Here is a 6,251-nt window from a genome sequence, read left to right on the forward strand (position 1 = left end):
GGCATTGGGCAATCGCAGAGGTGGCGGCATGCCGGAAAAAAATCACGGCGCGCAAAGTTTGTCCAGTTTTTTTCCTCGCTTCGCTCAGACCACGCTTCGTTATACACGCGATCTTGAATCATCCGTGGCTTGAAACTCCCTCCAATCCATCACCAACTCCCCGTCCTCAACTGCCGCGAAGCGGCTTTGTTCAACCAGATGGGTGACTGAACGGATCGCCTCGGTGCGCAATGGCTCACCGGGGGCGGATACGGAATCAGAACGAACGAAAACGCAGGATCGGGTCCGACTTGCGAGACGCGATTTCGAGGCCGAAGACGGAACCGGTAGAGAAAAAAAACGGCACGGACTAACGTTTTTTCTGTTGACCAGGGCCCTAATGGGCGACCCCTCACCCTTCCCTCTCCCCATCCGATGGGGAGGGTGTCGGTAGGACGGGTGAGGGGGATTCCCCTGAACGTCACCGTAGGGCGAGCCTGTCCCCAGCGAGCCGATCCGGACGTGTTCCGCGCACGTCGAGCGGCTCGCCGGGACGAACTCGCCCTACCAGAGATCGGTTCATGGGCCGAGTGCATGGTTCTGAAACCAAGGAAGCTTCCCCTGAACCGACCCCTCACCCTTCCCTCTCCCCATCCGATGGGGAGAGGGTGTCGGTAGGACGGGTGAGGGGGATTCCCCTGAACGTCACGGTAGGGCGAACCTGTCCCCAGCGAGCCGATCCGGACGTGTTCCGAGCACGTCGAGCGGCTCGCCGGGACGGACTCGCCCTACCAGCGAAGGATTCGATATCTCCTCGGCTTGCCTTATCTCATTCCTCGATCTTTACTCTGGCCCATGAACTCGCGCCGTTCGCCTTCCCTGCTCCTTGCGGCCAGCGCCGTTTTGTCCGTTGTTTACACTCAGGCGGCTGCGTTCGAAGATGCCGCGAGCGCGCGGCGCCAGGCCGAGCAATGGCGCGCCGAACACCGCCTCATCGATCTTCACCAGCACATCGATCACACGCCGGAGCGCCTGGCGCGAGCGGTTGGAATCATGGACGCCGTGGGGCTCGGAATCGGCGTCAATCTCAGCGGCGGCACGGTCACGCGCACGAACGATTCGCCATCCGCGTTTGAACGGAATAGAAAACTCGCGAACGAGCGTTTTCCCGGCCGCTTCGTGCATTACATGAATCTGGATTACGCGCGTTGGAATGAGCCGAATTTCTCGGAACTGGCCGTCAAGCAAATCGAGGAAGGCCACCGTCTCGGCGCGGCGGGCTTGAAGGAGTTCAAGCGTCTGGGCCTCTACCTGCGCGACAAGGACGGCAAGCTGCTCAAGATTGACGATCCGAAACTCGACCCGATCTGGAAGCATTGCGGTGAGCTGGGCATGCCGGTTTCCATTCATGTGGCTGATCCCCGAGCTTTTTGGCTTCCTTACAACGACCAGAACGAACGCTGGACCGAACTCAAGGATCACCGGAATTGGTGGTTCGGCGACCCCGCGATCTACCCGGCGCGTGAGGAATTGTTGTCGGCGCTTAATCGCGTGATCGCGCGGCACCCCAACACCACGTTCGTCTGCGTCCACTTCGCCAACAATGCCGAAGATCTGGACTGGGTCGAGCAGTCGCTGGACCGCTATCCCAACATGAACGCGGACCTGGCGGCGCGCATTCCGGAGATCGGGCGGCACGATCCGGAAGAAGTCCGGCGCCTCTTCATCAAGCATCAGGATCGCATTTTTTTTGCGACGGACTTTCAGGTTTACGAGCGCTTAACGCTCGGTTCGGGCGGCAGTGGCCCGCCGCCAAAGGATGAGGACGCCAAGGTTTTTTACGAAAAGCATTGGCGCTGGCTGGAGACCAACGACCGGAACTTCGCGCACATGACGCCCATCCAGGGCGATTGGACGATCAGCGGGATCGGCTTGCCGGCGTCGGTGCTCCGAAAAGTCTATTTCGACAACGCGCGGCGGCTTTTGGCGAGATCGCTGCCCGCGCCGGTGGTCAAGGCGGTTCGCGTGGATCAGGATTTTCCGTTGAAAGGAGATCTTTCCCATTCCGCCTGGCAGAAAGCGAAGGTCGTTTACCTGGAGACCAGTTCGAAAGACGCCGTGGCGCAGCCTCGCTTTTCGACGCCGGTGCGCGCGCTGTGGTCGGGCGAGAATCTGTATCTGGGCTATGAATGCCCCTACACGGAAATCACGGTGTTCGATCCGGCGGAGCTGGCCAAGGAGCGCTTCGGGCTTTGGGAACGCGACGTCGTCGAGGCGTTCATCGGAGCCGATCCTGCGCGAATGGATCGCTACACCGAATACGAGTTGTCGCCCAATGGCGAGAAACTGGACCTGAGCATCGATCCGCCTCGAAAAGATTTCGAGTGGAGCAGCGGCTTCGAGTGCGCCGTTCGCGTCAATCCCGCCGCCAAAACCTGGACGGCGGAAATGCGAATTCCCTTGAAGGCGTTGAGCGAATCCAGGCCGCAAGCCGGCACGCGTTGGCGGATCAATCTCTACCGGCACGACGCCGCGAACAAAGCGTTCCTCGCCTGGAATCCCACGCTCACCGCGTCGTTCCACACACCCGCTCGATATGGCATTTTGGAGTTCAGCGAATAGTTCGGTCGGATGGGGAGCGCACGCGCCCTCGCGTGCGGCGGTCGGCGCCCTCGCCGACTACATTTCAATCCTGCTTTTCCTCCTGCTGTGTGCGGTTGAGTCCTTCGGCAGCGACTGGGACCAATTGAAGACGACCCAACCCAAAAGCTACCTCTGCTTCCGCGCCGCAAGCGCGATTCAAATCGACGGAGCGATCGAGGACGACGCCTGGCAAAAAGCGCCCTGGACCGACGATTTCGCCGATATCGAAGGCAGCGCGAAACCGAAGCCCCGATTCCGCACGCGCGCCAAGATGCTCTGGGACGACGACTTCTTTTACATCGCGGCTGAGTTGGAGGAACCGCACGTGAGCGCGACTCTGACGAAGCGCGACGCGGTGATTTTTTATGACAATGATTTCGAGGTGTTCATCGATCCGAACGGCGATAATCACGAGTATTACGAACTCGAGCTCAACGCGCTGAACACGGTCTGGGATCTGTTCCTCAGCATTCCCTACAAGGACGACGGGCAGGCGTTGAACACTTGGGATATTGCCGGATTGAAATCCGCCGTGCGCGTTCAGGGCACGTTGAATGATCCGAGAGATACGGACACGGGCTGGAGTGTGGAGCTGGCGTTGCCATGGAAAGCGCTCGCGGAATACGCCCACCGCCCCGCGCCGCCGATGGACGGCGATCAGTGGCGCGTCAACTTCTCCCGCGTCGAATGGGAGTATCAAATTATGGATGGCAAGTACCGGAAGGTGCCAAACAAGAAGGAAGACAATTGGGTATGGTCGCCGCAGGGCTTGATCGACATGCATCGGCCCGAGAAATGGGGCTACGTTCAGTTTTCGACGGGCGAGCCGGGGCAAGTGACATTCCAGCCGGATTCTGCGGCGGCGGCGCGAGATGTTCTCATGGAGATCTATTATGCCCAGCGGGAATTCCGCAAGGGGAAGAAGCGGTGGGCGGCGACTTTGGAGGATTTGTCGTTGGGCCGGCTTAATGGGCTTCCGGCGATGCAGGCGCCGACTATTCAACTCACGGAGAAAGGGTTCAAGGCCTCCGTCGCCACTCGAACCCCGTCCGGCGAAAACGTGGTTTGGCACGTCACACAAGATTCGCGGATTTGGAGCGAGGCTTCGGCGAAATAGAAGTCGGGGGCCGAAAAACCTTGTGCGTTGGGCTGGCCCTGGGCTTAAGATGCGCCCCTCATGAAATTCTCGGTCGAACACATCGGATTGCCCGCGCGCGATCCCGCAGAGTTGAAGGACTGGTACGTGCGCCAACTCGGCGCCGCGGTGGCGTTCGATACGGGCCAGGTTCCGCCCACTTTTTTTCTCCGGCTGCCAGGCGGCGTGATGATTGAGATCTATAAAGCCGATTCCTCTCTGGCGGACACGAGCAACAACAAGCTGGCCGGCTGGCGCCATCTGGCGTTGCGGGTCGATTCGCTGGAACAGGCGCGCGATCAGTTGACCCTGCAGGGCGTGATCTTTGAAAAGGAATTCCGGCCCGCCGGCGGCGGCGGGCGCATCCTTTTCTTTCGCGACCCGGAAGACAACCTCCTGCACCTGGTGGAACGGCCTGCTGATTCCGTCTTGAAATGAATCCGGGCGAAGCAGTCATTTTCGACATGGACGGGGTGCTCGTGGACAGCGAGCCGCTCCATGAACAAGCGTTCCAGGAGGTCCTCGACCAAATCGGCTACGGCCAGAACCACGGACTCGATTTCAGCGCGTATTACGGCAAGTCGGATCGCGTCGTATGGCAGGACTTCTTTGCGCGGCATCAACCCGGTCGAACCTTGGATGAACTGGCGGATTGGAAGCAGCGGCGTTTTTTTGAACTCTTGAAGCGGGATGAACCGGTCTTCGAGACGTTGCCCGAACTCCTCGAAAAGCTGTCGTCGCGGTATCGGCTCGGTCTGGCTTCTGGTTCGGCTCATCGCGTCATCCGCGAAGTGCTCGCTTTGAAAAACCTCCGCCGCTTCTTTTCCGCGACCGTGAGCGCGGAGGATGTCGTCCACGGCAAGCCCGCGCCGGACATTTTTTTGCGGACGGCGGAGTTGTTAAGGGTCCGTCCGGAACGCTGTTGGGTGATTGAGGATTCGGTCGCCGGTGTGGAAGGCGCGGTGGCTGCTGGCATGCGCGTGATCGGCATCACGAATACTTTTTCGGCTTCCGATCTCAAGCAAGCGACCCATGTGGTGGACTCTTACGCAGCCATCGAACATCTGTTGCTTTTCGGGTAACCTCCGCATCGAAACGATCAAAGTCATGTAAAGTGACCATTGAGCCGGTTATCGGAACCCGCTAGAGTTCACCCATGCTGAAACCTGAGGATATTCTGGCCCTGCGCGACGCAGATCCGTTTGTGCCGTTTCAATTGCATCTTTCGGATGGACGAACCGTGCGCGTTGAGAACCGAGACTTCATTTGGGTCGGTCGGCACCGAATCACCATCGGCCTGCCCAGCGGCTCGACTCGTTTGGTGGACAGGGAGGAACGCATTGCGCTGATGCATATCGCCAGCGCTGAAGAGCTCGTTTGACGCGCGAATCGTGCATCATGTCCTTTCCCGCTGATTATCACATGCACACCCCGCTGTGCCGCCACGCGGTCGGGGAACCGACGGAATACGCGGCGCAGGCGGTCAAACTGGGCTTCACAGAGATTGGCTTCTCGGACCACAACCCAATGGTCCGCGACGACTTTGACGATTGGCACATGCGCCAGGACGAACTCGACGCCTACGTCGAAAACGTGGCCAAGGCCCGAAAGGACCATCCCACGCTCACGATCAAGCTGGCCTTGGAAATCGACTACATTCCGGGACACGAGGATTGGATTCGGGAACTGGCCGCGCGCCATCCCTGGGATTACTTCATCGGTTCGGTCCATTACGTCTCCGAGTCGTGGGACCTGGACAATCCGAAGAAGATTTCGGAATGGAAGCAGCGCGATCCGTTCGAAGTCTGGAGCGTCTATTTCGATCGCCTGACGCTGGCGGCAGAGTCGAGGTTATTTGAAATTATCGGCCACGCGGATCTGGCGAAGAAGTTTTGTTTTTATCCGAAGCAAGATTGCACGCACCTGTTTCAGCGCTTTCTGAAGGCCGCCAGACAAGCGGACGCCGCGATCGAGCTGAACACCGCCGGGCTGCGAAAGGATTGCAAAGAGATTTATCCGCACCGCCGCATCGTGGAAATGGCTTACGCGGCCAGCGTCCCGATCACGTTTGCCTCGGATGCGCACGCTCCCGGTGAGGTGGGAATGAATTTCGCCGAAGCCATCCAACTGGCCAAAGAGGCGGGCTACACGCATCGCTGCCGATTCACGCGGCGCCAGCGCGAACCGGTTTGTATTTGAAGCCGCCAACCCACCAGCGATTCGTTGCGCGCACCATCGGGCGGGCAACTTGCTCTCCGCCAAAGCTTCGGCGCAGGCAGGGGGTTGAATTCAGCTTTGGGGGTCTTTTCCTGCCGCAAGGCGACCTCGATCCCGTCACCCGGTGAAAAGGCAAATTCCTGTCAGTAAGGTAACGCCTCAGTCTCGGGAGCATTTTTTTATTGCGGTGTATGTATGAGAGGTGTTATACACACGTATGCCAACCAGTTCTCCCTTCGATTCACAACTGCGGAAGCAGTTCCATGATCAACTCCTT

6 protein-coding genes are annotated in these 6,251 nt (G+C 59.2%); all 6 read left to right on the forward strand.

Annotated elements, in window-relative coordinates; genetic code table 11:
* Positions 1-834 precede the first annotated feature (834 nt).
* The 6 genes from FJ398_25170 to FJ398_25195 all read left to right on the forward strand — a co-directional run bounded on the left by FJ398_25170 (position 835) and on the right by FJ398_25195 (position 5,956).
* The gene (locus tag FJ398_25170; GenBank protein ID MBM3841184.1) at positions 835-2,601 is read left to right on the forward strand and encodes a hypothetical protein; all 1,767 of its coding nucleotides are present in this window, start codon (positions 835-837) and stop codon (positions 2,599-2,601) included.
* Positions 2,576-3,739: a hypothetical protein gene (locus FJ398_25175; GenBank protein ID MBM3841185.1), complete on the forward strand. Its 1,164-nt coding sequence runs from the start codon at positions 2,576-2,578 to the stop codon at positions 3,737-3,739. Before FJ398_25170 ends, FJ398_25175 begins: the two co-directional genes overlap by 26 nt.
* A 60-nt stretch (positions 3,740-3,799) precedes the next feature.
* Positions 3,800-4,195, forward strand: coding sequence for a VOC family protein (locus FJ398_25180; GenBank protein MBM3841186.1), 396 nt, complete (start codon positions 3,800-3,802; stop codon positions 4,193-4,195).
* Positions 4,192-4,839 (forward strand): HAD family phosphatase, encoded by a 648-nt coding sequence (locus tag FJ398_25185; GenBank protein MBM3841187.1) that lies wholly within the window; start codon positions 4,192-4,194, stop codon positions 4,837-4,839. The genes FJ398_25180 and FJ398_25185 overlap by 4 nt, the downstream gene beginning before the upstream one ends.
* Positions 4,840-4,913: 74 nt before the next feature.
* The gene (locus FJ398_25190) at positions 4,914-5,138 is read left to right on the forward strand and encodes a hypothetical protein (GenBank protein MBM3841188.1); all 225 of its coding nucleotides are present in this window, start codon (positions 4,914-4,916) and stop codon (positions 5,136-5,138) included.
* 17 nt (positions 5,139-5,155) lie between these two features.
* Positions 5,156-5,956: a histidinol-phosphatase HisJ family protein gene (locus FJ398_25195; protein MBM3841189.1), complete on the forward strand. Its 801-nt coding sequence runs from the start codon at positions 5,156-5,158 to the stop codon at positions 5,954-5,956.
* Positions 5,957-6,251: the final 295 nt, after the last annotated feature.

The sequence above is a fragment of the Verrucomicrobiota bacterium genome, assembly GCA_016871535.1.
Classification (GTDB): domain Bacteria; phylum Verrucomicrobiota; class Verrucomicrobiia; order Limisphaerales; family SIBE01; genus VHCZ01.